This window comes from Mesorhizobium sp. KACC 23794 (genome assembly GCF_052180275.1).
Taxonomy (GTDB): Bacteria; Pseudomonadota; Alphaproteobacteria; order Rhizobiales; family Rhizobiaceae; genus Kumtagia.
Genome location: NZ_CP197465.1, coordinates 6338913 through 6361340 on the forward strand (window position 1 = coordinate 6338913; position 22428 = coordinate 6361340).

The following is a 22428-nucleotide window of genomic DNA, read 5'->3' on the forward strand; positions in this document are numbered from 1 at the left end:
TCGCACCGAATGAATGAGGCACGGCAGGAGCGCTCATGAGATCGACCTCGGCTGGAGCGAACTGGGACATCATTGCGCATCGAAACCTCGGAAACCACCAAGCCAGGCGGCTTGGGCATATGAGGTTCGAATACCTCCGGAGGGAACATCGGCCGAAACGACGGAAAATCCAACACCGGCCGAAGCTGCAAGTATCCGACGGCCTTTCGGCGCTTCATACGAATCCCATGCCAATTTCATATGGCTTTCGTGAAAATCCGTTTCGTCCGCAGGCGTGAACAGGTGGCCCGGCTTCGCCGAGGAATGGCCCGGCCGATGCAGGTCAATGTTGCCCGTTGGACGGGACACGAATGTCCGCGTGGTGCCGACGGCTGTTTGCTTCGACCGTTCGCGCCGCCCCTCACTGTCCTGCCGGACATCTCTCCCCGTGAAGGACGGGGCGAGGACGGCCTGCCGCAACTTCTTAGCAAATCTCCAACGGTCAAGGTTGGCGAAAGCGGTGAAGCCTGGCCCTCTCGCCCCGTTCTTACGGGGAGAGATGTCCGGAAGGACAGTGAGGGGCGGCGCCAACGGTCGAGGCAAAGCGCCCATGGCAAGACGCTGGAATTGCACGGGAAAGCTTTCTTTAAGCAGATAGTCAGCCACCGTCCTTGTCAGCATCCGTCAGGATCATTTCCCCGAACAATTTCCCCGTCCCTCCGATCACAGCGATAATCCCCATCGCCTGTGCTGGAAGGAAGCAGCGATGGACTGGAATGCGGCGATCGACAAGAACCGGGAAGCGCTGAAGCGTGTGCTCGCCATGCTCGTCGCCATGGCCGGGCTAGGCGCTGGGGGACAGTTTACTTTCTTTCGGCAGGAAGGCCGAAGCAGTCCAGAAGTCGTGCGGGCCGAAAAACGTAAACTGTCCCCGGCACTTACCCTGCCCCGAAACCTGCATCGCGCCATCGCAAAACTGCTGCGACCGGCCGAAGCGGCGGTGCGGCGGCTGATCATCGTGGCCGCGCGCGGCCTGGTGGTGACCTTGCCGCCAGCGCGTCCGCGAAAACCGCAGCCCAAATCCATGGAACCGCTGCTGCGCGGCTTCGGCATCGCCGTCACCGTGTCCCGGGACGAACTGAGGCGCATCGCTGCCGCCCGGCGGGCCGCCGAGATCCGCGCCGCCCGCCCGAAAAAACGCAGTCTGCCGCTGTTCGATCCGCTGCGGCCCTGGAGCGTCCGCCGGTGGCCGGCGGCGGCCGATGGCGCGCCGGGCGGCATGCCGTTCCGCCGCCTGCCCGCCGACGATCCGGTCGACGCGACGCGCATCGCCTTGCGCCTGCAAGCGCTGGCCGCCGCCCTCGACGACCTGCCGGGGCAGGCAAGACGGTTTGCCCGCTGGCGGGCGCGCAATGAGGCGGCGGCCGCGAAGGAAAAGCTGCGCCAGGAGGCGGGAATCGCGCCATTCAGGCGAACCGGCCAGCCGGCGCGGTTCCAGCGGGTCTGGCCGCTGAAACCCGGCCGCCCGCCCGGCTGGCGGCCAAAATCCACCCACGAGGTGCAGGACGTTCTGGAAGTCGTCCACGGGCTGGCGCAGTGGGCGATGGAGAAACCCGATACGTCCTGATGCCGTCTCGACGGATGTCACAATCGAAGCATCGACGGCCAGCGCGGATTTTTTCGCGGCCTGGCGACGATCCGCGTTGTCAAAAGATATCGTTGCCCACCTGTTGGCGAATCCGGTCAGACCTGCTCCCGCGTGCATCCCGTCATCCCAACGCCCGCACATCAGCCAACGGGCATTCCAGCATCGTCATTCCCACCCAAAATGTCATTTCTGCTGCTCCCGCCTGGCCGCCGCCTCGGCGATCGCCATGTCGCGGGCGCGGAGGAACACGCTCTCCATCCGCCAGTGCTCGTTGGGGTATTGGCCGGCCCATTCGTCCCAGCCGTGGTTGCGGCGGAATTCGCCGAGCAGGCCGGACGCCAGGATCTCGTCCTTGTCGACGGGCGTCGGGTTCTCGCAATCGGGCGCGACATAGATCGCATCGCCGCGGCAATAGAGTTCGCACATGAAGCAGGTCTGGCAGTCCTCCTGCCTGGCGATGACCGGCGGCCCGGCCAGCGACGGCTCGAGCACGTTGGTCGGGCATATCTCCACGCAGGCGTTGCAGCCCGCGCAACGCTCGGCGACGATCAGTTCGATCACGATGCAAGCTCCAGAATCCGGTCCTGGTCGACGCCCGTCCAGACCTTGTCCAGGCCACCGACGAGGATGCGATGGTTGAAGCGCGGGTCGGTTTCGGGCCGGTCCTCGCGCCGATGCATGCCGCGGCTTTCGTCGCGCGCCAGCGCCGAGGCCGCGCACCAGCGCGCCGTCGCCAGCATCGCCGCGGTTTCCCGCGTCCTCAGGAGCCTGTCGCCGACGCCCTCAGCGCGCGCATCGAACTCCGCCCACGCATCCTCGAGCAGTTCGACCGATTTCCCGAGCTTCTCGCCGCTGCGAAAAATGTTGCGGTCATACCCGAGCATCTCGCGCTGGATGGTGGTCAGCGTGGAGCGGAGGTCGACCTCGCGCGCCGCCGCCGCCGGGCGCAGGCCCGCCTGCCCGATCGGGCGGCTGCCGCCCGGCGCTACGCCGTTGGCCACGGCATGGCGGGCCGCCCCGGCACCCGCCCACTGGCCGGATGAGACCGCCCACGCCGAATTGACGTTGCCGCCGCCGGAGATGGCGCCGGCGACAAGTTCCCGCGTCGCCGCGTCCCCGGCCGCATAAAGCCCCGAAACGGACGTCCGGCAGTCCTCGCCGGCGATCCGCAGGCCGCCGATCCCCCGGATCGTACCTTCGCCGTGCAGCGTCACCTCGAAGCGGTCGCGATAGGGGTCTATGCCCCAGCGCCGGAACGGCAGCATGAAGTTGGGCGAGATCGTCGGCACGCGGGCGCGTATGTCCTCCGGCGTGCGGGAGAGATCGCAGAACACCCCCCCCTTCAACATGGCCCGTGCCAGCGGCCGCGTCGTTTCCGGCCCCGGCGGCATCGGGATCACCGCGCCATCCTCGTCGTAATAGGTGGCGAAAGCATAGGACATCGACCGCGTCATCGTCGAACGGATGGGCGCGACCGTATAGTAGGTGGTGAACTCCATGCCGGAGAGTTCGGCGCCCGCCTCGGCCGCCATCAGATAGCCGTCTCCCGTGTTGGCGTGCGAGCCCAGCAGCCGCGACAGGAACGAGGTGCCGCCGGTCGCGATCACCACCGCACCGGCATTCACCCGCCAGTCGCCGCCCTTCTGGCGCCGGATGCCGCGCGCGCCGGCGACGGATCCGTCCCCGCGCTGCAGCAGTTCCAGCGCCGGGCTATGGTCGAGCACGGTGACGCCGAGGCTGTCGACGAGTTTTCGCAGCGCGCGCATGTATTCGGGACCGCGCAGCGCGCGATACTGCGTCTCGCCGTTTTCATCGCGGGAAAAGTCGTAAAAACCTTCAAGCGTCGGCAGGCTTTCCCAGGTCAGCGCCAGCGTGCGCGCCATCCACGCCGGGTCGTTGATGCCGAAGCCGGTCTTGAACCGGTTGCGGATCGTGGCCTCTCGCAATTCGGACGGGTCGGGCGGCACCCACCAGTGGCCGGGGCCCGCCGTCGCGGTGACCCCGCTGGTGCCGCAATACCCCTTGTCTACCAGGATCACCGAGGCGCCGGCGCGCCGCGCGGCGGACGCCGCCCAGGTTCCGGCAAGCCCGCCGCCGATGACCAGCACGTCGGCGGTCAGGTCGAGGGTTTCTTCTTTCGCTTGGCTCATGGCCGAAAATCTCCTCGCTGGCGGCACGCGGGTGCGCGATGCGGCTCAGGCGTTTCCATGGCTGCCATGGCGCACGCCCAGCCAGTCGAGAAGGCTGCCGCGTATTCGGGCGAAGGACGGATCGGCGACGTCGCGCGGGCGCCGCAGATCGATCCGCTCCTCGTGGGCGATCACCCCGTCCTTCATCACCAGCACGCGGTCGGCGAGAAGCACCGCCTCCTCCACGTCATGGGTGACCAGCAGCACGGCACAGCCATGCCGCTGCCAGAGTTCGCCGACGAGATCCTGGGCCTTGATGCGGGTCAGGGCGTCGAGCGCGGCGAAGGGCTCGTCGAGCAGCAGCAGGTCGGGCTGCCGGACCAGAGCGCGGGCCAGCGAGGTGCGCTGCGCCTCGCCGCCGGACAGAACTTTTGGCCATTGATCGGCGCGGTGGCCGATGCCGACCTCGTCGAGCGCGGCAAGCGCCCGCGCCTTGTCGGGCCGGCCCGGCAGGCCGAGCACCACATTGCGCCAGACCTTCTTCCACGGCATCAGGCGCGGCGCCTGGAAGGCGACGGCGCGGCGCACTGGCACTTCCACCTCGCCGGCGATCTCACGGTCGAGATCGGCCAGGATGCGCAGCAGGGTGCTCTTGCCGCATCCGCTGGCGCCCAGCAGCGCCACGAATTCGCCCGGCGCGATGTCGACATCGAGATCTTTCAGAACCTCGCGCTCGCCGAAGCGGCGCGTCAGGCCACGGACCCTGACCGCGGGCGCTACCGCCCTGGTCCGGTCCGGCGCCCGGCGGAACGCCACCGGATCGACCATGTTCAAGTTCCGCTGAAGGCCGGCCGCCATGCCAAAAACACCTTTTCGAGAGTGCGGACAGTGAAATCGACGCCGAGGCCGAGCAAGGCGTAGACGGCGAGACAGACCACGATGACGTCGGTCTGGAACATCTCCCGCGCATTGGCCATCAGGTAGCCGATGCCGGCGGTGGCGTTGATCTGCTCGCCGAAGACCAGCGCCAGCCAGGCGATGCCGAGCGAATAGCGCAGGCCGACCAGCGAATTCGGCAGGGCGCCTGGCAGGACGACATGCCGGACCATCGCCGCGCGCGACAGGCCAAGCGTGCGCCCCGCCTCGATCAGCGTCGAATCCACGTTGCGGATGCCCGCATAGACGTTGAGGTAGAGCGGAAAGGCCGTGCCGAGCGCGATCAGCGCTATTTTCGGTGCCTCGCCGATGCCCAGCCAGATGATCAGCAGCGGGATCATCGCGACATTGGGGACGGTGCGCAGCATCTGCATGGTGGCGTCGACGAGGTCCTCGCCGAGCCGGAAAAGCCCGGCAACCACGGCAAGCGCCACCCCGATCGAGCCGCCGATCGCCAATCCCGCCAGGGCGCGGCCAAGCGAGATCACCATCGCGTCCTGCAACTCGCCGGTCTCGATCAGCTTGGCGGCGCTGCCGATCACGGTCGACGGGCCGGCAAGCACCTCGCTCGGCAGGACGCCGGTCTTCGAAGCCACTTGCCAGAGAAGGACCAGCACGACCGGGCCAGACATTCGGCGCAGCCAGCGGGGCACGCCCCGTCCAGCCACCGAAACCGGCTCGATGCGCTGCCTCGCCAGCGGGCCGCGATGCCCTGCCGGTTCATCGGCCGGGCGCCTTTTTGCAGCGCCGGGCCGGATGGTGACGGTCGCGATCGCGCTCATCTGAAAACTCCTCGCGACCCCGCTCAGTTGGTCGGCAGGTCGCGATAGACGTAGTCGGCCAGCTTCAGGTCGCCGGTAAGCACGCCGGCCTCCTTCCACGTGTCGAAGACGGTCTGGAGCGAGGCCGCGAAATCATCGTCGATCGGCTCGCGCTGATAGGCGGCCTCGATCGGGTAGATGTACTCCACCGTTTCCTTGTCCTGCTTGGCGAAGCCTGCGTAGAAATCCACGAAGGCGTCCTTGTTGGTGCGCGTCCAGTCGTATCCGCGTTCGACCCGCGCGGTGAAATCGGCGATTGCCGCCACCTTGCCGGGATCGGCGAGCGCGCTGTCCGTGGCGCTGAAGACGAAGTTGCCGGTGTTGATGCCGGTCCCTTCGATCAGCACTGTCGCCTTGAGCGTGCCGATCGAGCGCGCGAGATAGATGCCCCACGTCCCCCAGGCGTCGATGCTGCCGGCCTGGAAGGCGGCGCTGGCGTCGGCCGGCGTCAGGAAGGCGAGCTTGACGTCGTCCTGGGTAAGGCCCGCCTTCTTCAGGACTCCGAGCGTCAGGTAGTGGGCGACGCTGCCGCGGGTCGTCGGCGAGATCGTCTTGCCCTTCAAATCCTCGATCGTCTTGATCGGGCTGCCTTCCGGAATGATCAGCGAACTGCCCAGGCCGCCATTCGAGAAGTTGGCGACGACCTTGATTTTTGAGCCGCCGGCGATGGCGCTGACGGTCGGCGAATCCGCCGCCTGGCCGAGGTCGACCGCGTCGGCCTTCAGCGCCTCGTGCAGGTTGACGGCGGCAGCATAGACCGACCACTCGATCTGGTAGGGCACGTCCTTGAGCAGACCTGCCGCTTCCAGCTTGGCGCGTGTCGCGCCGGTCTGGTCGCCGACCCGCAGCACCACCTTGCTGAGATCTTCGGCCGCGAAGGCCGCCGGCGCCATGCCGAGGGATGCGATGGCGGCAAGCCCGCCCAGGATAAGATTGAAGCTGCGACGCGAGAGCGTTGTCATGGAATTCGAACCTTCTGTTTGAGAGGCGAAAAGTCGGAAGGCGATCACTCGGCGGCGACGGACAGATCGCGCCGAGCGTAGCGGTTTGGCGGCACCGGGATGCCGAGATTGCCGCGGAATGTCTCCGCCTCGTACTCGGTGCGGTAGATGCCCCGCGCCTGCAGGATGGGCACGACATGCTCGACGAAGACCTCGAGTTCGCGCGGCAGCGACACGTTGACGACGAAACCGTCCGAGCCGCGCTCCTCGAGCCAGCGCTGGAAGGCGTCGGCGACCTGTTCCGGCGTGCCGACGAATTCCGTTTTCGGGGTGGCGAAGCGAAGCGCCGTCTGGCGAAGCGTCAAATTCTCGCGGCGCGCCGTTTCGACGATCTTGCCGGACGTGCTCTGGTTGCTGTTTGCGCCATGCGCCGAGACGTCCGGGAACGGCGCATCGAGATCGTGCCGGAGGAAGTCGTAGTCGTTGAACGGCCGGCCGAGCATCGACAGCGCATTCTCGATCGACGTGAGATTGGCGAAGTCCTGGTATTTGCGCTCGGCCTCTTCCTCGGTCGAACCGATGACCGGGCGGATTCCGGGCAGGATGAACAGCTCGTCCGGATCGCGGCCGTAGCCGGCCACACGCTGCTTGGTGTCGCGGTAGTAGGCCTTGCCTTCTTCCAGATTCTCGTGATGGACGAAGATCGCATCGGCGCGGCTCGCCGCAAAATTCTTGCCGTCCTCCGAGGCGCCCGCCTGGAAGATGACGGGCTGGCCCTGCGGTGACCGCGCGATGTTGAGCGGCCCCCTGACCTGGAAGAACTCGCCCTTGTGGTTGAGCGGATGGAGCTTTGCCGGATCGAAGAAAACACCGCTCGCCTTGTCGTGGACCAGCGCGTCGTCCTCCCAGGAATCCCACAGGCCCTGCACCACATCGAGATATTCGGCCGCCAGCCGGTAGCGCGTGTCATGCGCCAGGTGCTTGTCCTTGCTGAAATTGGCGGCACTTCCCTCCAGCCAGGAGGTCACCACGTTCCAGCCGGCGCGGCCGCCGCTGATATGGTCGAGCGAGGCGAACTGCCGGGCGACGTTGAAGGGCTCGCTGTAGCTGGCGGTCAGCGTGGCGACGAGCCCGATATGCGAGGTGGCGCCCGCAAGCGCCGACAGGATGGTCAGCGGCTCGAAGCGGTTGAGATAATGCGGGCTCGACTTCTCCGTGATGAAGACGCTGTCGGCAACGAACAGGAAATCGAATTTCGCCGCCTCGGCAAGCTGCGCCTGCCGCTTGTAATATTCGAAATTCGTGCTGGCGGTCGGATCGGCATCCTTGTGCCGCCAATCCCCCCATCCCATGCCCACGCCGTGGAGCATGAATCCGAGCTTCAACTGTCGCTTGCCTGACATCCCAATCTCCTGGCGGGTCGGCGCGGCCGGGCGATGAATGAAACCCTGAGGCGGCGGCCGATCTGTGCAGGAAGCCTATTGTCTATCTTTTTTATAGACTAGATCGATATTTGCGATTTCGTCGCTCGCAGCGGAGTGGATTGCTCCGGAAAGACGGCGTGGCGGACTGGAGCCACTGCCGTCGCCCCGGAGAGCCGGCAAGGCGCGAGAGCCCAGGTCGGTGCGCCGGTTTCATCGGGCTCCGTTTCGGACATCGAAGACTTCCACCAGCGGCACGGACCGAAACTCGGAGACGAGGACCGTGACGCGCACGATCCAGAAACCGTCCAGCGGCAGCACGAAACCATCGGCGACGTAGGCGCCCTCGCCCGTCCCCCGCGCCTCGCGAGAGAATGGGCCGATGCCGTAGGACGGCTTGTCCAGATCGACGCTGACGCCGACCGGGGAAAGCGGTTTGCCGTCGAGCGTCAGATCGCGAATCTCGACCCTGACCGGCCCGACGATCGGCGGATGGATCGACAGCGTCGCCGCGACGCCGTCGTTGGCGGCGCGGATTTCCTGCACTTCGAACAGCGCCGGATTTTCGGCCATGGCGCGAGGCGGCGGGGTAAAGCGCCACAGGCCGAGGACGGCGATGACGGCGGTGGCGAGGACGATTTCGGCGGCGATATTGCGTTTGAGGCGACGGGCGGCATGCGCATCGCCGGCGATTGCCGGCAGGGTCAGGCGGTAGCGGTTGAGCACGGCCAGCGCCAGCATGACGGCGACCAGCGCGAGCTTGGCCAGCAGCACGCGGCCGTAGCCGGTCGACCACAGCGCCGGGATCGTCTGCACCTGCACGGCGGCCAGCAGAAGGCCGGACATCACCAGCACGCCGACGATCGCCGGGATCACGGAGGAGAAGCGCCTGATGAGAACGGAGGCCGGGGGACCGCCCCGTGCCAGCGCCGCGGCGAGCGGCAAAAGCGCGCCGATCCACAGCACGACGGAAACCGCGTGGAGAAACACCGCGGGAACGGTTAGGAGCCGCGGCGGCGCCGTCGACGCATGGCCGGCGCCCGCCACCGCGATGCCGACGACAAAAAGGGCGGCAACGGCGAGCGGCAGGCCGAAGCGGGTCGACCGGACCAGGCCCCCGGCATAGGCCAGGAACAGCGCCGTCGCCGCCAGCAAGGCCGAACGCCCATAGGTGGTGGCCCACAGGCCGGCGCTCCAGACATCGGGCCTTGCCAGCCCCCCAAGAGACTCGCCAAGCGCGTCGAGGCCCTGGAAGCCTATCAGCACGGGCGTCGCGGCAAGGCCGAGAAACAACGCCGCCGTCACGATCCGGCTTTCCCGGCCAGGGCCGGACTGTCCTATCAGCGCGTTGAAGGCGACGCTTCCGATGCCGACGACCAGGCCGAGCATCAGCAGGAAACGCGCGGACCACAGGCCGACGCGCACGATGGGATCCGATTGCTCGACGGCGACCGGTGCGCCCGCGCTGGGCGCGCCGACCGAAAACACCAGGCCGCCGCCGATCGGATGGCCGTCGGACGAAGCGACGCGCCACGACAGGACATGCGTTCCGGTCTCCAGCGCGGACGGCAGGGTCAGCACGATGACCGAACCCTTCTCGCCGATCTCCCTGAGGACTTCGGCGCGCCCGTCCGGATGGATCAGGCGGGCGACGAGCGGCCTGGCGGGTTCGGAGAATGTGAGCGTGACTTTTTCAGGCGCTGCCGCGAGCACAGTCCCGTCGCCTGGATCGGCGCCGATCAGCTGGGCATGGGCCGCAGCGGGGGCGATGGAAAGCGCCAATGCGAAAACGGCGGCGCAGAGCGCCGCCGAAAACCGCAACAGCCTGCGTTGAAGGCCGTTCACGAGCCGGGCAGGATCTTGACCGACGGTGCCGGGAATTTGAGGTCGTCCGACGAGCCGCCATTCGACGGGATCTCGATCCAGCGATCGATGCCGACCTCGCATTCCTGGATGATCGGGAAATAGATGTCGGCCACGGCTTCCTTGCTGATCGAGGCGCGGAATACGAACTCGTCGTAGTGGGCGTCCTCCAGCTTGCCGCCGGACCAGGCGATTTCCTTCACCGCCGCGCCGTGGTTGCCGTGCGACTCCACCGAACCCGTGTGCTCTTCGTCGGTCACCACGGCGAGGTCCCAGCCGGGCTTCGGTTGCGGCTTGGCGTTGGCGATCCCTTCGGGAATGGCAATGCGGACGGCGGTCGTCGGCGAGCCCGCGCAGCCGTGTCCGACACGCAGCACGAATTTCACCGTCGTGCCGGCCTTGGCCTCCTTGTTCTCAAGCGTGATGTGGGCGGCGGCAGGGAAGGAAACCGCCAGGACGGCTGCGCCTAGAAGGGCGCGGGCGCGGAGATTCAGCATGGTCATGTGTTTCCAGGGTTTGAGGATCACCAGGTGGCGGCAAGCCCGAGATGGCCGAGCGCTTCGCGCCGCAGTTCGGCAAGCCGCGGATCGCCGCGGTGGCGCGGATAGGGAAGATCGACCTCGATATCGGCGACGATCCGCGCCGGCCTCGGACCGAAGATCAGCACGCGCTGCGTCAGGAACAGCGCCTCCTCGACATCGTGGGTGACGAGAACGGCCGTCAGCCCCGCCCGCTGCCACAGACCGACGAGCTCGGTCTGCATGGTCAGCCTCGTCAGCGAGTCGAGCTTGCCGAGCGGTTCGTCGAGCAGCAGCAGGCGCGGCTGGTTCACCAGCGCGCGGGCAAGCGCGACGCGCTGCGCCATGCCGCCCGAGAGCTGATGCGGATAGGCCTTGTCGAAGCCGTTCAGGCCAACCAGCTGGATCGCGTCGTCGACACGATGGCGCGACGACTTGAGGATGCCCTGGGCTTCGAGGCCGAGCGCGACGTTGTCCCACACCGTGCGCCAGGGAAACAACGTCGGATCCTGGAAGACCAGGATGCGTGACGGGTCCGGATCGCCGACCGTCTCACCGTCGACTTTCAAATCGCCCTTGGTCGGATGGTCGAGGCCGGCAAGCAGGCGCAGCAGCGTCGACTTCCCGCAGCCGGACGGTCCGAGCAGCGCCACGAAAGACCCCGGCTCGACGGAGAAGTCGACATTGTCGAGGACCGGGAGGGGCTCGCCCTCCAGCTCGAACTGATGCGACACGCCGTCGATGTCTATCCTCTGGCCGGCGGCGATCGGCGGCGACGCGGCTGCGATATTCGTTGCGAGCGCTACCATCTGACGAGGCCTTTCTGCCAAGACAGCGACCAGTCGCGCACCCGGAACAGGATGGTGATCAGCGCCGAGCACATCAGCGCCATGACGAGGAGTGCCGCATACATGTTGGCGTAGGCCGCCCAGCCCTGGGCCCATTGGAGGTACCAGCCGAGACCGGCCTTGACGCCGAGCATCTCGGCGATCACCAGCACCGCGAACGAGGTGCCGAGGCCCATGAACAGCCCGACGAACACATGCGGAAGCGCGGCCGGTATCGCCACCTTGAGGATCAGGAAGGATGGCTTCGCGCCTAGCGTGCGAGCGATGTCGTAATAGTCGCGGTTGACACTGGCGATGCCCGACCAGGTGAGGATGGTCACCGGGAAGGCCGTCGCCAGCGCGATCAGGAACACGCTGGCCGAGCCGCTGGTCGGAAACAGGAAGAAGGCGAGCGGCAACCAGGCCGTGGCCGGCAGCGGGCCGATGAGGCGCAGCACAGGATGCACCCAGTAGCTCGCGACACGCGACCAGCCGATCGTCACGCCGGTCAGGAAGCCGGCGAGCGCGCCGAAGAAATAGCCCTTGGCGAGCAGCGCCACCGAATAATAGACGCTGACGCCGAGTCTGCTCCAATCGTCGAAGAACACTTCCAGGATGCTTTGCGGCGAGGAGAAGAACGGCACCGGCAGCAACCCGGTCTTGGCCGTCACGATCTCCCAGGCCCCCAAACCGACCGCCGCGGCGATCGCCCAGGGCCCGTAATAGCGGACGGTTGAGGCGACGGTTCCGAGGAGCTTTCCCGTCGCGGCGACGACGATCAATCCGAGCGCGATCACCAGCGAGATGATCGCCAGTTCCCAGCCGTAGGGCTGCGGAATGATTTCCGGCCACAGTTCGATCAGCGCCGCGACGCCGATCCAGCCTGCCGCCGCCACCAGCCCGACCACCCAGATGCCCGCCCCGGCCCGCGCGGGGGCATTTTCCACAGCGGGCGTTTCGGCGCGCTCGGAAAACGCCGGATCGATCGAAGTCATCGCCGTCCTCCTTATGCCGTCAGCACGTCGGCGTAGACGCGGTCCGCGAACTCGTTCGGATCGGTCGAGTTCTTGAACACCTGCACGTCGCGCAGTTCCTGGGCGTAGAGTGCGATCTCCTGGCGAAGGTCGGCGCCGGTCGGATTGTGATCGTGCGTCTGGTCCTTCAGCACGCCGACCAGTTGCTCGATCGTCTTGTCCTTCGGCGCGTTGGGCAGGAACGCCTTGGCGGCGATTTCCGGCTTCGCCACCGTCAGGTCCTGCGCCTCGAGCAGAGCGCGGGTGAGCGCGGTGGCGGTCGGCTTGTCGTCCCGCACCAGGCTGCCGGTCAGGCCGACGATGCAGCAGACACGGTTCTCGAAGCCATGGTCGAGATTGGAGGCGATCTGGATGTATTTCGGATCCTGGAGCCAGAAATAGGCCTTGGGGTCACCGTCGGCGATGGCGTCGATCTCGCCCTTCTGGGCGGCAAGCTCCAGCAGCTCGCCCGGATACTGGCGCCATTCCACGTCGGCGACCGGATCGAGGCCTTCCTTGTGCAGCAGGATCGAGAAGAAATTCTTGCCCGGGCTGGCGAGATCGCTGATGCCGATCGACTTGCCCTTGAGCTGCTTGAGATCGGTGATGCCCTTTTCCTTCAGGGCGACGAGGCGCGAGCAGCCGCCATGGGTGCCGGCCGTGATCTTGACGTCAAAACCCTGTTCCAGCGCCTTCAGCCAGCGCAGCGCCATGCCGACGCCGCCATCCGCCTTGCCGGTGGCAATGGCTTCGAGCAGCGCTTCGGTCGAGGCGCCGAAATTCACCAGCTCGACGTCAAGGCCGTATTTCGTGAAGATGCCATTGTCGAGCGCCACGAAAACCGGGGCGAGGCAGATTGCCGATGCGTTGGTGGCGAACTTGATCTTCCGCAACTCGGCGGCCGGCGCGGCCGTCTGGGCCGCGAGGCTGCCGATCGACAGTGCGCCGAGCGGCGCAGCAAGCCCGAGCGCGCCTGCCGTCTTGAGGATCGAGCGGCGGTCGAGGCCGCCGATAAGGGAGCCGCTGCGTACCGATGCAAAAGTCTTCCAGGTCATTGTCGTCTCTCCTGAGCTTGCCATGTTGGATTGATGGGAATTCGCTATTCGGCCGCCTGCGGGTGGAGCGCGACCTCTTCCCTCGCCGCCACGAGCGCGCGGACGCGGGGCAGAAGATCGCGGCCGTAGTGGAAGGCGTCCTCCAGCGGATCGAAGCCGCGGATCAGGAAGGTGGAAACGCCGAGATCGTAATAGTCGAGCATCGCCTCGGCGACCTGGTCCGGCGTACCGACCAGCGAGGTCGAATTGCCGGAAGCGCCGGTCAGCGCGGCGATCTCGGTCCACAGCCGCTTGTCGAGACGCGCCCCTTGCGCGGCGGCGGCGAGCAGGCGGCGGGAGCCTTCGTTCGGAGGCTGGTCGGAACCGCCCTTCGCATTGACGTTGATCAGGCGTTCGCCCGACGCGCTGGCCCGCAAGGCCCTGGCGCGCTGCAGGATGCGGTCTGCCTTGGCCCACGCCTCGTCTTCGGTGTCCGCGAGGATCGGCCGCAGCGACAGGCTGAAGCGCGGCGAGCGGCCATGCGGCGCGGCTGCGGCGCGGATGCGCCGGATCGTCTCGCCGACCTGGGCGTAGGTCTCGCCCCACAGCGCGTAGATGTCGGCATGCTTGCCGGCGACCGCGATCGCCGCCTCGGACGAGCCGCCGAAATAGACCGGGATCTTGTCAGGCCCCTGCGGCCTGACTTCCGAGAACCCGCCGGCGACACGATAATATTTGCCGGCATAGTCGAACGGCTTTTCGCTCGTCCACTCCCTGCGCACGATGTCGAGATATTCGCTGGTGCGGGCGTAGCGCTCATCCTTGGTCAGATGGTCGCCATCCTGCGCCAGTTCCTGGTCGTTGCCGCCGGTGATGATATGCACCGAGACGCGACCGTCGGAGAGATGGTCGAGTGTCGCCAGTTGCCGCGCGGCGAGAGTCGGCGCGGTGAAGCCCGGCCGGTGCGCGAGCATCAGTTTCAGATTTCGCGTGATGCCAGCCACGTACTGGCCGACCAGGATGCTCTCGGGCGAGGTGGAATGGAAGGCGAGCAGCACCCGGTCGAACCCGCCATTCTCATGAATGGCGGCGGCCGCCGCGATATGGTTGCGGTCGATGACCGGGCCGGACCGCGCAATCGTCTCCGAAGCGTTGAAATTGCCGATGTAACCGATGAACTCGACTGGCATGGGACACTCCGTGCGTTTGCTGATCAGATGCCGAGGGCAAGCTTGCCGGCGCCGAGGCGCACCGTGTCTTCCTGCGGGCTGTGGATGCGGCCGCACAACACGTCTCGGTGATGGCGCTCCAGCGGGTTGTTGCGCGAGATGCCGTGATTGCCGGTGAGCTTCAGCGCCTTCTCGACCGCGGCGATCGCATTCTCGGTGGTGACCACCTTGATCAGTCCGCCTTCGGTGAGGCTGAAGGGACGGCCCTCGTCCACGTCGCGCGCCGCCGACGCGATCAGCCGGCGATTGACGGCGATCAGTTCCTCGATCTCGCCCACCGCCTGCTGGATGCGCGGCACCGTGGCCAGCGATGCGCCGAGATTGGTCGGCACGCGCTCCTTCAGGAAACGCACCAGCCAGTCGCGCGCCGCTTCCGCGACACCGGTGTAGAGGGCGCCGGGCAGCGTGCCGAACCATGCCGCCTGGCCTTCGCCGCGCGTGTCCCATTCCGAGGGAAGGCGGATGTCGGCCGCATGGTCCAAAGGCACATGCACGTCGTCCAGAGCGACGTCATGGCTGCCGGTGGCGCGCATGCCGAGCGGGTTCCAGGTCTTCTCGATCCGCAGCCCCGGCGCATCCATCGGCACCAGGAAACCGCCGACGCGCGGCTCGGCTTCGTCGGTGCGCGCCCAGACGATCGCCCACGTAAGCCCCTCGGCGCCGGTCGAGTAGATCTTCCGGCCGCTGATCGACCAGCCGTCGGCGGTACGCCTCGCCGTCGTCGCCGGCAGGCCGCCGCGGATCGGCGTTCCCAGTTCCGGCTCGACACGAAAGGCGTTGACCAGGGCGCCGTTCCTGACCGCGTCGCCGATGACTTTCCGAACGAGATGCTCCGGCCAGCGGCTCTTGGGCAGCGTGGCGAGATTGATGTACTGCATGATCAGGATGAGCGCCGTCGACGGCTCGCCGCGGGCGATTTCGCGAATGACTTCAGAGGCTTCGGCAAGACCGGCGCCACCGCCGCCGAGTTCGGCGGGAGCCGTCAGCGCCGCAAGGCCCGCTTCGTGCAGCAGGCGGATGTTGTCATGCGGGAACGCCGCGTCCGCATCGTAGCCGGCGGCCGTCAGCGCGAAGCTGCGCGCCAGGTCGGCGGCGATTTCCGCCGGTGTCCGGATGATCGTTTCGGATTTCGAGCGAAGCGCGGCCAACGACATCGCCGTCATTCCGCCGCTTCGACGTGGCGCAGCGGTTGCGGGAAGAAGGCCCCCAGTTCGGCAACGGCCTGCCCCACCCGACCGCGAACGGGTTCGGAAACAAGGCGATAGTCGAGAAAATCCCGGTCGGCCGCATAGATCGCGCTCGGCAATGTGTGCGCCATGAAGAAACCGAACAGCGGCCGAAGCTGGTGCTCGACGATCAATGCGTGCCTTTCACCACCCCCTGTCGCGGTGAGGATCACGGGCTTGCCCTGTAAGGCGAGCGGATCGATCAGGTCGATCACATGCTTGAACAGACCGGTATAGCTGCCCTTGTAGGTCGGAGTGCCGATGACCAATGCGTCGGCCGAAACGATGTCGCGGATGATTTTTTGCGCCGTCGGGTCGAGATCGCCGTGGCGGCGCGCATTGCCCAGCGACGGCCCGAAATCGGTCAGGTCGTACACCCTAGAATGAAGGCCGTAGCGGTCGCTGGCAAGTCCGGCGACGGTTTCGACAAGAGCATACGACTTCGAGGGGCGGCTGAGATTGCCGGCCAGGCCTACCAGCTTTCCAAAGGACATCCGTGCATCTTCCCCTTTGAATTTCAAAGCTTTTTCGAGCACCCTGCATGTCGCGGCGGATTGCATCGGCATCTCGGCTTTCAATGTCTATAATAATTATAGATTTTATGGATTGGAGTCGCACACGTTTCGAATGTGCGCGTCGGGTTAGAAAATCATGCCCGGGGTGGGGCCGCTGACGGAACTGCGGCGCGGCCGCCCTCCGGCTCGCTCTTCATGTATCCGGAGCCTGCCGCAATCGCGGTCCGGTTCCGCGTGAAGTCCTCAAAATCGATGTGAATCAACAGTTTGTCCTGCCAGCGAGACGAAAATCGCACGACAGGTTTCACGCGAACCCCTTTTTTGCCGGTCCAGACGCTATTTTCGGCCGTTTCAGCCCGTCGCGCGGCTGTTTCAACGCGACGACGTCGATGCAGTCCAGACGTTGCCGAGCGGCCGGATTTATCTCGCTCAGACTATGGGTTCGGCCCCGAAGGCCTCAACGGTCGACGTGCCGCGAGGACTATGCGGGCGAAGGGGCGCTCTCACCGGAGCTCCGATATTAGACAATTCGTTGCACACCGAAATCCTGCGCGCAAATTTTTGTCTCGCCGCGCGAACCCACGAACCTATCCTGAACGGGACGGAGCGGCCCGGACCCTGCCGGGTCCTTTTCTTGCCGCTTCAACAACCAATTCCTACGGACGGAGGTAACCGATGACACAAGCGCAATCGCTCGACCGCACCCTTGCCGAATTCCAGGCCAAGCGCGCGGAGACGATGCCGGCCGACAGGCTGAAGATCAATGTCGACCAGCGCCGCCTGCTGGTCGAGACCGCCGACCGTGCGGCCTTCGTCAAAGTTGGCGACACGGTTCAGCCTTTCACGCTGACGGAAGTCGATGGCGAGGCGCTCGGGCTGGAGACGCTGCTGCGCGACGGACCGCTGGTCCTTATCTTCTTCCGCTTCGCCGGCTGCCCCGCATGCAACGTCGCCCTGCCCTACTACAACCGGCATCTCGCCCCCGACCTGAACCGGCTGGGCGCGACACTGATCGGCGTCAGCCCGCAGGTTCCCGGAAAACTGCGCGAGATCAAGGAGCGGCACGATCTCGATTTCCTGATCGCCACCGACGCCGACAATGCGCTCGCCCGCCGCTTCGGTATCCTATATTCCTTCGACGAAGCCTCGCGCCGGGTCTCGCTGGAGAGCGGCAGCCCGATCGGCGAGGTCACGGGGACCGGGACTTGGGAATTGCCGATGCCCACGGCGGTCGTCATCGACCGGTCGGGCACGGTGCGGTTCGCCGATGTCAGTCCCGACTGGCTTGTGCGGACGGAACCGGCCGATATCATCGCGGCCGTCCAGGCGATCACAACCCGCGCCGCAGCCTGACCGGCCAGGAGCGCGGCACAGAAACGGACGAGACACATTGAGTAAAGATCACAGCCACGACGGCCACCATCACGATCATGGTCATGACCACGATCATGAGCACCACCATGCCCCGATCGACTGGCGCGAGAACGGCGTGAAGGTCATTCCTGGCAATTCGCTCGACCCCAACACCGCGCAGACGCCGGGCATGAACCGAGCCACCGCCATCAGCAAGGCGCGGGCGGGCGCGGAAAAGATCTGGGCAGGCACGGTGACCATCCATGCCAATGCCAAGACGGGCGCCCATCACCACGGCGATCTGGAAAGCATCATCTACGTGGTGAAGGGCAAGGCCCGCATGCGCTGGGGCGAGAACCTCGAATATGTCGCGGAAGCCGGCCCCGGCGATTTCATCTTTGTGCCGCCCTACGTGCCGCACCAGGAGATCAACGCCAGCCGCGACGAGACGCTGGAATGCGTCCTCGTGCGGTCGGGCCAGGACCCCGTGGTCGTCAACCTCGACATCGAGCCGGTGGAAGCGCCGGAGGAAGTGCTCTGGATCGATCCGATTCACCGGTAGGTCTATCGAGGCCGGGGCATAGACGCATCCGGCCGGCGGACTGCGCCCGGCGCGAAGCCGCACCCGGGCGGAAAATCAAAAATTCTCGACCCATGGCCTGAGTTCGAGTTCCCAGGTCCATGCACTGCGGTGCTGCCTGTGGATCGCGAGATAGGCCTCGGCGACCGCGTCCGGCGACAGCCAGCGATCCGGCGGATCGGACTGGGCCGAGCGGCCGGCGGCGCCCGACGCTATCCCGCCGTCGATGACGAAATGCGCGACATGGATGTTCTTCGGCGCGAGCTCGCGGGCCATGGACTGCGCCAGTCCGCGCAGGCCGAACTTCGGCATTGCGAAGCCGGCCGATCCTGGAAATCCCTTGACGCTTGCCGTGGCGCCGGTGAACAGGATCGATCCGGAGCCGCGGGCGAGCAGACGGCTCGCAGCCTGCTGGCCGACCAGGAACCCGCCGAAAGTCCCGACCAGCAACGCCTTTCTGACGTCATCGGGATCGAGATCGGCAACCGCTCCGCGGACACGCGCTCCGGCGTTGAAGACCGCGAGCGACAACGGCCCGATCCTGTCGGCAGCCTCGAACAGACGTGCGACCGAAATCGCGTCGGAAACGTCGGTCGCGACGGCCGTGGCGCCGGTCTCGGAGACGAGTGCGTCCAGCTTGTCCACGTCCCGCGCCGCGAGGACCACGCGAAAACCTTCGCGGGCGAGTAGCCGGGCGAGCGAAGCGCTCAACCCCGGTCCCGCACCCGCAATGACGGCAACGCCAGAAGTCATCGAGATTCTCCATGTTGGCAAGGTTCGGCAGTGTTTGCGGCCTTCGTCGACCGCCGAAGGTTGTAGCACGAACGACGCGGACCCGATTCCAGTCCGGTATGGGCAGCGCCCGCTGTTTGAAGAGTATCTTTCGAATACGACAGAGTCGCGCCTCCCCGATGATCAAGCAAGGAAGTGCATTGCCGTACCTTCGGAACGCATGAATCTCGATGCCAAATATTCTACCGTGCGAAGCATAAGGTGCTGCATCCTGTCTTCGGAATGGAATTCAAAGTGGCATCCGCTGCGCAGCATGCCGGGAACCGCGTGACGTGATGTTCACTGTCGGGGTTTCCGGATGCAAAGATGGCCGTTTTCTTTTGCCGCTCGTCCAGCCAGCATTCGCCGCGGGATTACCCCGGCAATGCAGCGCAGCGGAGACCACAGTGCAATGGGACCGTGCTTGCCGCTTGATTTACCCTGGCAGGACTGCGAATGGGGGAATGGGGAGGCAAACACGAAACAAATCGAAAGCAGGCCAAATGCCCGAAGACATTGCTTATCCCGGAACAGACCTTTTGGAGCTGACCGCGGAGATTGTTGCCGCCTATGTCAGCAACAACCCTCTTCCCTCGTCCGAGATCGGCCGCGTCATTGCCGATACCTATGCCGCAGTCAGCAAACTGGAGGTGGCCGCCGCGCCGCAGATTGAAGAGAAGCTCGTTCCCGCAGTACCGATCAAGAAATCGGTGACGCCCGACTTCATCATCTGCCTGGAAGACGGGAAGAAGTTCAAATCTCTGAAGCGGCACATCGGCACAGACTTCAATCTGACGCCGGACGAATACCGCGCGAGGTGGGGCTTGCCGGCCGACTATCCCATGGTCGCGCCGAACTACGCGGCGGCCCGTTCACAGCTGGCGCTGGCCAGCGGCCTTGGAAGAAAGGCCGCGAAGCCCGCACCCGTGGCGCCTCCGGCGCCGGCAAAGCGCAGGAAGACCGGCCCCAAGCCCAACTGAGTCTCGCAGGGCTCGTCCAACACAGACGTTTCCCTGACACCGCTTGTCAGAGATGCGCCGCCGCCAGCAATGGCGGCGGACAGTGGAGCAGGGTATGGCCGTCCAGCCGATCGTGAAATTTCCCGACCCGCGTCTTCGCACCGTCGCCGAACCCGTATCGGTCTTCGACGACGACCTCCGCAGGCTTGCGGCCGATCTCGCCGACACGATGCGTGCGGCGCCCGGCATTGGAATCACCGCGCCGCATATCGGCGTCCTGAAGCGGCTGGTCGTGCTCGAACCGTCGCCCGGCGCCGGGATACGAACCTACGTCAATCCAAAAATCCTCTGGGCTTCGACCGAAACGATCCGGCACCCGGAAGGCAGCATCTCGATGCCGGGCGTCACGCAGGAGGTCGAGCGCCCAGCGCGCGTCCGCGTGAGCTATCGGGACCTGGCCGGCGACGAACGGATCGAGGAGTGCGACGGCCTGCTGGCGGTATGCCACCAGCACGAGATCGACCAGCTCGACGGGCTGTTCTGGATCCAGCGCCTGTCGCGGCTGAAGCGGGATCGGCTGATCAAGCGCTACGAGAAACTGCATCCGCTTCCATAGCACCGGAACAGCCGGACTTTCCAAGGAAGCATCCCGCCTTGACCGGCCGAGCGCGCTGCGGGCACTCGCCAAACCTGTTATGAGGCGACGTCTTCCTGATTCTCGCCGTAGGCCGAAGTGACCGCCGATCCCGCCCATATCCTGAAAACCGTCTATGGCTACGATGCCTTTCGCGGCCCTCAGGCGGAGATCGTCGACCATGTGATGGCCGGAAACAACGCCTTCGTGCTGATGCCGACGGGCGGCGGCAAGTCGCTGTGCTACCAGATCCCGGCGATGGCCCGACCCGGCCTCGGCCTCGTCGTCTCGCCGCTGATCGCCCTCATGGCCGACCAGGTGTCCGCCTTGCGCCAGGCGGGGGTGCGGGCCGCCGCCCTCAACTCCGACCTCGCCGGCGACGAGCGCCACGCTTTATGGCGCAGCATATCCGGCGGCGCGCTGGACCTCCTCTACGTGGCGCCGGAAACCCTGCTCAGGTCCGATGTGCTCGAGCGCCTCCGCCAGATACCCCTATCGCTGATCGCCATCGACGAGGCGCATTGCCTGTCGCAATGGGGGCACGATTTCCGGCCCTCCTATCGCCAGCTCGATGCATTGGTGACATTGTTTCCCGGAACGCCGCGCATGGCGCTGACGGCTACCGCCGATGCACCGACGCGGGCCGAGATCCTGGCGCATCTCAAGATAGCGGAAAGCGACGCCTTCATCGCCGGCTTCGACCGCCCCAATATCCGCTATGCGATCCAGGAGAAGGACAATCCGCGGGCGCAGCTGAAGCGTTTCCTGAAGCAGCATGAGGGCGAGAGCGGCATCGTCTACTGCCTGTCGAAACGCAAGACGGAGGAGACGGCAGCCTGGCTGTGCGAGCAAGGCTTCGACGCGCTTGCCTATCACGCCGGCATGGACAAGGCGGCGCGCGAGGCCAACCAGGCGCGCTTCCAGCACGACGAAGCCGTGGTCATGGTCGCCACCATCGCCTTCGGCATGGGCATCGACAAGCCCGACGTACGCTTCGTCGCCCATGCCGACCTGCCGGGCAGCATCGAGGCCTATTACCAGGAAACCGGGCGCGCCGGGCGCGACGGCCTGCCTTCCGACGCGCTGATGCTCTATGGTTATGAAGACATCGCGCTGCGCGGCCGCTTCATCGAGGAATCGAACGCGCCGGAGCAGCGCAAGCGCACCGAGCGGCAGAAGCTCGATGCGCTGCTTGGGCTGGGCGAGACGGCAGGGTGCCGCCGACAGGTGCTGCTCTCCTATTTCGGCGACCGCTGCGAGCCTTGCGGCAACTGCGACACCTGTGCAGAGCCCCCAAAACTGTTCGACGGGACGATCGCCGCGCAAAAGGCGCTTTCCTGCATCCATCGGACCGGCGAGCGCTTTGGCCAGGCCTATATCGTCGAGGTACTTCTCGGCGCCGAGGACAAGCGCATCGCCGACTTCGGCCACGACCGCATCTCCACCTACGGCATCGGCAAGGAGCACGACAACCGTACCTGGCGCGCCATCCTGCGCCAGTTGATCGCCCTGCGGCTGCTCGAGGTCGACCTGTCGGGCCATGGCGGGCTGTCGATCTCGGAGGCGGGGCGCCAGTTCCTGCGGGAGAAGCCGAAGCTCATGCTGCGCGTGCCGCAGGGGCCCCGCGCCGGACGGGAAAAGGCCTCGCGCAACCAGGCATCGGCCGTCCTGCCCGACGCCGACCGCGCGCTGTTTCAGGCCTTGCGCGGAAAACGTCTGGAAATCGCCCGGATGCAGAACGTGCCGCCCTATGTGATCTTCCACGACCGGACACTGATCGAGCTGGCCGCCGCCCGGCCCTCCTCCCGCAGGGAGATGGCTGGAGTTCCGGGTGTCGGCGAGGCCAAGCTGGACCGTTACGGCCCCGCGTTCCTGTCGGTGATTGCCGAGCACGCCGAATAGGCGGGGCGGCAATGGGTCTCGCCGAGGCGTCGGGAGGCGCACGGCATCCAAAACCCCTCCTGCACGCCTTTGCGTCGCCGGCCCCGGATTTGACGTGGCGCGCCGGCGCTTCAATCCCTAGATAGCGCG

The 22428-nt window shown here is 66.1% G+C and carries 22 protein-coding genes; 6 read left to right on the plus strand and 16 right to left on the minus strand.

The window, feature by feature from the left end; genetic code table 11:
• Positions 1-69: 69 nt before the first annotated feature.
• Positions 70-645, minus strand: a complete 576-nt coding sequence (locus ACSBOB_RS30675) for a hypothetical protein (protein WP_442579796.1) — start codon at positions 643-645, stop codon at positions 70-72.
• Between the two features lie 100 nt (positions 646-745).
• On the opposite strand from ACSBOB_RS30675, the gene ACSBOB_RS30680 reads away from it, so the two are divergent.
• Positions 746-1606 carry a hypothetical protein gene (locus tag ACSBOB_RS30680; protein WP_442579797.1) on the plus strand — a complete coding sequence of 287 codons (861 nt, stop codon included), beginning with the start codon at positions 746-748 and terminating at the stop codon, positions 1604-1606.
• 204 nt (positions 1607-1810) lie between these two features.
• Here ACSBOB_RS30680 and ACSBOB_RS30685 read toward each other — a convergent pair whose 3' ends face one another.
• The 14 genes from ACSBOB_RS30685 to msuE all read right to left on the minus strand — a co-directional run bounded on the left by ACSBOB_RS30685 (position 1811) and on the right by msuE (position 16079).
• Positions 1811-2188 carry a 4Fe-4S dicluster domain-containing protein gene (locus tag ACSBOB_RS30685; RefSeq protein ID WP_442579798.1) on the minus strand — a complete coding sequence of 126 codons (378 nt, stop codon included), beginning with the start codon at positions 2186-2188 and terminating at the stop codon, positions 1811-1813.
• Positions 2185-3777, minus strand: coding sequence for an FAD-dependent oxidoreductase (locus ACSBOB_RS30690; protein WP_442579799.1), 1593 nt, complete (start codon positions 3775-3777; stop codon positions 2185-2187). Before ACSBOB_RS30690 ends, ACSBOB_RS30685 begins: the two co-directional genes overlap by 4 nt.
• 45 nt (positions 3778-3822) lie before the next feature.
• A complete protein-coding gene (locus ACSBOB_RS30695; protein WP_442579800.1) occupies positions 3823-4584 on the minus strand; it encodes an ABC transporter ATP-binding protein in 762 nt (253 codons plus the stop codon).
• Between the two features lie 2 nt (positions 4585-4586).
• Complete coding sequence (locus ACSBOB_RS30700; RefSeq protein ID WP_442579801.1) at positions 4587-5474, minus strand: ABC transporter permease subunit; 888 nt, start codon at positions 5472-5474, stop codon at positions 4587-4589.
• 23 nt (positions 5475-5497) lie between these two features.
• A complete protein-coding gene (locus tag ACSBOB_RS30705; protein ID WP_442579802.1) occupies positions 5498-6475 on the minus strand; it encodes an ABC transporter substrate-binding protein in 978 nt (325 codons plus the stop codon).
• Positions 6476-6519: 44 nt separating this feature from the next.
• The gene (locus ACSBOB_RS30710) at positions 6520-7857 is read right to left on the minus strand and encodes an LLM class flavin-dependent oxidoreductase (protein WP_442579803.1); all 1338 of its coding nucleotides are present in this window, start codon (positions 7855-7857) and stop codon (positions 6520-6522) included.
• A gap of 231 nt (positions 7858-8088) precedes the next feature.
• The gene (locus ACSBOB_RS30715) at positions 8089-9720 is read right to left on the minus strand and encodes a copper resistance CopC/CopD family protein (protein WP_442579804.1); all 1632 of its coding nucleotides are present in this window, start codon (positions 9718-9720) and stop codon (positions 8089-8091) included.
• Entirely contained in the window at positions 9717-10235 is a 519-nt protein-coding gene (locus tag ACSBOB_RS30720; RefSeq protein WP_442579805.1) for a YcnI family copper-binding membrane protein, read from the minus strand. Before ACSBOB_RS30720 ends, ACSBOB_RS30715 begins: the two co-directional genes overlap by 4 nt.
• A gap of 26 nt (positions 10236-10261) precedes the next feature.
• A complete protein-coding gene (locus ACSBOB_RS30725) occupies positions 10262-11065 on the minus strand; it encodes an ABC transporter ATP-binding protein (RefSeq protein ID WP_442579806.1) in 804 nt (267 codons plus the stop codon).
• The gene (locus ACSBOB_RS30730; RefSeq protein WP_442579807.1) at positions 11059-12078 is read right to left on the minus strand and encodes an ABC transporter permease; all 1020 of its coding nucleotides are present in this window, start codon (positions 12076-12078) and stop codon (positions 11059-11061) included. The genes ACSBOB_RS30725 and ACSBOB_RS30730 overlap by 7 nt, the downstream gene beginning before the upstream one ends.
• Before the next feature lie 11 nt (positions 12079-12089).
• The gene (locus ACSBOB_RS30735; protein ID WP_442579808.1) at positions 12090-13151 is read right to left on the minus strand and encodes an ABC transporter substrate-binding protein; all 1062 of its coding nucleotides are present in this window, start codon (positions 13149-13151) and stop codon (positions 12090-12092) included.
• Positions 13152-13195: 44 nt separating this feature from the next.
• Entirely contained in the window at positions 13196-14320 is a 1125-nt protein-coding gene (locus ACSBOB_RS30740; RefSeq protein ID WP_442579809.1) for an LLM class flavin-dependent oxidoreductase, read from the minus strand.
• A gap of 23 nt (positions 14321-14343) precedes the next feature.
• Entirely contained in the window at positions 14344-15522 is a 1179-nt protein-coding gene (locus tag ACSBOB_RS30745) for an acyl-CoA dehydrogenase family protein (RefSeq protein WP_442579810.1), read from the minus strand.
• Positions 15519-16079, minus strand: a complete 561-nt coding sequence (gene msuE / locus ACSBOB_RS30750) for an FMN reductase (protein WP_442583883.1) — start codon at positions 16077-16079, stop codon at positions 15519-15521. The genes ACSBOB_RS30745 and msuE overlap by 4 nt, the downstream gene beginning before the upstream one ends.
• 696 nt (positions 16080-16775) lie before the next feature.
• Here msuE and ACSBOB_RS30755 point away from each other — a divergent pair.
• Entirely contained in the window at positions 16776-17453 is a 678-nt protein-coding gene (locus ACSBOB_RS30755) for a peroxiredoxin-like family protein (RefSeq protein ID WP_442579811.1), read from the plus strand.
• 37 nt (positions 17454-17490) lie between these two features.
• Positions 17491-18015, plus strand: coding sequence for a cupin domain-containing protein (locus tag ACSBOB_RS30760; RefSeq protein ID WP_442579812.1), 525 nt, complete (start codon positions 17491-17493; stop codon positions 18013-18015).
• Between the two features lie 75 nt (positions 18016-18090).
• Here the strand turns inward: ACSBOB_RS30760 and ACSBOB_RS30765 are convergent, their stop codons facing one another.
• Positions 18091-18786, minus strand: a complete 696-nt coding sequence (locus ACSBOB_RS30765) for an SDR family NAD(P)-dependent oxidoreductase (RefSeq protein ID WP_442579813.1) — start codon at positions 18784-18786, stop codon at positions 18091-18093.
• Positions 18787-19307: 521 nt separating this feature from the next.
• Between ACSBOB_RS30765 and ACSBOB_RS30770 the strand changes: the two genes are divergently transcribed.
• The 3 genes from ACSBOB_RS30770 to recQ all read left to right on the plus strand — a co-directional run bounded on the left by ACSBOB_RS30770 (position 19308) and on the right by recQ (position 22299).
• A complete protein-coding gene (locus ACSBOB_RS30770) occupies positions 19308-19784 on the plus strand; it encodes a MucR family transcriptional regulator (RefSeq protein WP_442579814.1) in 477 nt (158 codons plus the stop codon).
• Positions 19785-19878: 94 nt separating this feature from the next.
• Positions 19879-20379 carry a peptide deformylase gene (locus ACSBOB_RS30775; protein WP_442579815.1) on the plus strand — a complete coding sequence of 167 codons (501 nt, stop codon included), beginning with the start codon at positions 19879-19881 and terminating at the stop codon, positions 20377-20379.
• A 117-nt stretch (positions 20380-20496) separates the two neighbouring features.
• Positions 20497-22299: a DNA helicase RecQ gene (gene recQ / locus ACSBOB_RS30780; protein WP_442579816.1), complete on the plus strand. Its 1803-nt coding sequence runs from the start codon at positions 20497-20499 to the stop codon at positions 22297-22299.
• Positions 22300-22428 lie beyond the last annotated feature (129 nt).